This is a genomic window from Flavobacterium sp. (assembly GCF_044339515.1).
Taxonomy (GTDB): domain Bacteria; phylum Bacteroidota; class Bacteroidia; order Flavobacteriales; family Flavobacteriaceae; genus Flavobacterium.
In genome coordinates, this window is record NZ_JBIIVK010000098.1 from 1 (window position 1) to 3171 (window position 3171).

General features: G+C 35.4%; 1 protein-coding gene. It reads left to right on the forward strand.

The window, feature by feature from the left end; all coding sequences use genetic code 11:
• Positions 1-713 precede the first annotated feature (713 nt).
• Positions 714-2903 (forward strand): glutamine synthetase III, encoded by a 2190-nt coding sequence (locus ACIQ0M_RS15375; RefSeq protein ID WP_396153816.1) that lies wholly within the window; start codon positions 714-716, stop codon positions 2901-2903.
• The last annotated feature ends 268 nt before the right edge of the window (positions 2904-3171 follow it).

Sequence of the window (3171 nt, forward strand, 5' to 3'; positions counted from 1 at the left end):
GTAATATCTATCGGACAATATACTTCAAGAGTTATTTAGCCATCAGTATACTCTCTTTCTTTTCACTTTATTTCTTCAAATTTATAATATCAACTTTATTTTGCAAACATAGGAGCTATCGGGACGGTCTAAAAGCTATTTTTCTAAGTCTTTTTCGTGGCTTCTTTGGTCGCCCCAAAAAGTCAAGAAAAAGGAGCTTTTAATCCTGCGGGGTTTCCGCTACTATCCGGGCTAAAAGTTGCGAGTTTGAAAGTTACGGGTTGTTGGTTTCAGGTTTCAGGTTTCAAGTCAAGCATTTCAAGTTTTCAAAAACTTCGTGCCTTTCTTTCTTTGTGGCAAATAAAAATTCGCAGTTTTCACACAATCTTGTCATTCCTTAGAAAATGAGCGATAGCGAATTGGCGTAGCAATCTCCTTTGTGTTTTCCGTGCTTTCGGTGAGAAAATAATTTTCAAAAGCTTCGTGCCTTTCTTTCCTCGTGGCAAATAGTAATTCGCACTTTTCACACAATCTAGCCATCGTGACACAGAAAGAATCTCAGCAATTCAGCAACTCAGAACTGCCATTTTCTCAAAAAAACCACCCCATTAATCGATAATTTTTACATTTTATAGATTTTACCCCTAAAAAAATAGGGGTATGATTGTTTTGAAATAATTTTTAAATATATTTGCACCATAAAATAATATGGTTAAACCTTAAAAAACAATTTTATGTCAACTTTACGTTTCCAAGCATTAAACGATGCATCAAACAGAAAACCTGTAAAATTTGATGAATCAGGAAGAAAATCTGAACTTTTCGGTTCTAATGTGTTCAACGACAAAGCCATGCGTCAGTACCTCACTGCCGATGCTTATAAAGGAGTAAAAGATGCCGTGCAGCACGGAACAAAAATCGACAGAAAATTAGCCGATTACATTGCTTTAGGAATGAAAGAATGGGCATTGTCAAAAGGGGTAACGCATTATACACACTGGTTTCAACCGCTAACCGGTTCAACAGCAGAAAAGCACGATGCTTTCTTTGAAACGTCTTATGACGGTTCTGACCCGGTAGAAAAATTCGGTGGCGGACAATTAGTGCAACAAGAACCGGATGCTTCTTCTTTCCCAAATGGTGGAATTAGAAATACATTCGAAGCTCGTGGTTATACGGCGTGGGATCCAACTTCTCCGGCATTCATTTTCGGAACGACTTTATGCATTCCAACGGTTTTTATTTCATATACCGGTGAAGCATTAGATTATAAAACACCTTTATTAAGAGCGTTAAACTCTGTTGACGAAGCCGCAACAGAAGTGTGTAAATATTTCGATAAAAATGTAAAAAAAGTAACTGCCACTTTAGGATGGGAACAAGAATACTTTTTGGTAGACGCTGCATTGGCCAATTCACGTCCTGATTTAATGTTAACAGGTAGAACGTTGCTCGGACACACTTCTGCCAAAGGACAACAATTAGACGATCATTATTTCGGATCAATTCCTTCAAGAGCATTGGCTTATATGAGAGAATTGGAAGAAGAATGTATGTTATTGGGAATTCCTGTAAAAACACGTCACAACGAAGTAGCTCCCAACCAATTTGAGTTAGCTCCAATTTTTGAAGAAACTAATTTAGCGGTTGACCACAATTCATTGTTAATGGATGTAATGTCTAAAGTAGGTGAACGTCATGATTTTAAAGTACTTTTCCATGAAAAGCCTTTCAAAGGCGTAAACGGTTCAGGAAAACATAATAACTGGTCAATGGCAACTGATACAGGCGTAAATTTATTATCTCCGGGTAAAACACCAATGAGTAATTTACAATTCTTATCTTTCTTTATAAACACCATCAAAGCGGTGAATGAATATGAAGAATTGTTGAGAGCTTCTATTGCAACGGCTAGTAATGACCACAGACTTGGGGCAAACGAAGCTCCACCTGCCATTATATCGGTTTTCATTGGCGAGCAATTAACCAAAGTATTGGAGAATTTAGAAGGTGTTTCCAAAGGAAAACTTTCACCGGAAGAAAAAACCGATTTGAAATTAAATGTAGTAGGTAAAATTCCGGATGTAATGTTAGACAACACGGATAGAAACAGAACGTCTCCTTTTGCGTTCACCGGAAATAAATTTGAGTTTAGAGCGGTGGGTTCATCTGCAAACTGTGCCAACGCGATGACAACATTGAATTCTATTGTGGCTAAGCAATTGAAAGATTTCAAAAAAGAAGTAGATGCTTTAATTGAGAAAAAAGATTTAAAGAAAGACGAAGCAATTTTCAATGTGTTGAGAGAATACATCAAAGAAACCAAAAATATTCTTTTTGAAGGTGACGGATATAGCGATGCTTGGGAAAAAGAAGCGAAGAAGCGTGGTTTGAGTAATTACAAAACTACTCCTGCCGCTTTAAAAGCAAAAGTTTCTAAAAAAGCATTGGAATTGTTCAAAGAATTAAACGTAATGAACCATGTGGAAGTAGAAGCTCGTTATGAAATTGAATTGGAAGAATACACTAAAAAAATCCAAATCGAAGGAAGAGTTTTAGGTGATATTGCTAGAAATCACGTGATTCCAACGGCTATTCGTTACCAAAATACATTAATTGAAAACGTTCGTGGTTTAAAAGAAATTTTCGGTAAAGATTTTGAAAAAATTGCCAAAGAACAAATTTCATTAATCAAAGAAATTTCGGCACATATTGAAGGAATTAATTCAAATGTTGAGGCAATGACCGAAGCTCGTAAAAAAGCAAATGCATTAACCGATGCTCAGAAAATGGCAGAAATGTATTGTGATAAAGTGAAGCCTTACTTTGAAATCATCAGAGAGCATTGTGATAAATTAGAGCTTTTGGTTGACGACGAAATTTGGACGTTAACAAAATACAGAGAGTTGTTGTTTACCAGATAAATTTCACTCATAAAAAAAGTAGCCACGAATTTTACTAATTGCCACGAATTAATTGGTATGAATTAGTGTAATTCGTGGCTATAGTGTTTTATAATTTTTCACATATTTGTATTTTATGTTGTAGCTTTTTTTACTAAACATTAAATTTTTTTTGATTGTCCGCAATTACCCATAATTAAATAAAAAGCCTTATATTTGATAAAAAAAAGCGATGAATTTATTCAGTTTTACGGCAAATTTTGGAAGTGAAGAAGCTTGTAGACTTCAT

Excerpts from the sequence above, each read along its gene's own strand:
- ACIQ0M_RS15375 (WP_396153816.1), top strand. The coding sequence starts at position 714 with ATGTCAACTTTACGTTTCCAAGCATTAAACGATGCATCAAACAGAAAA.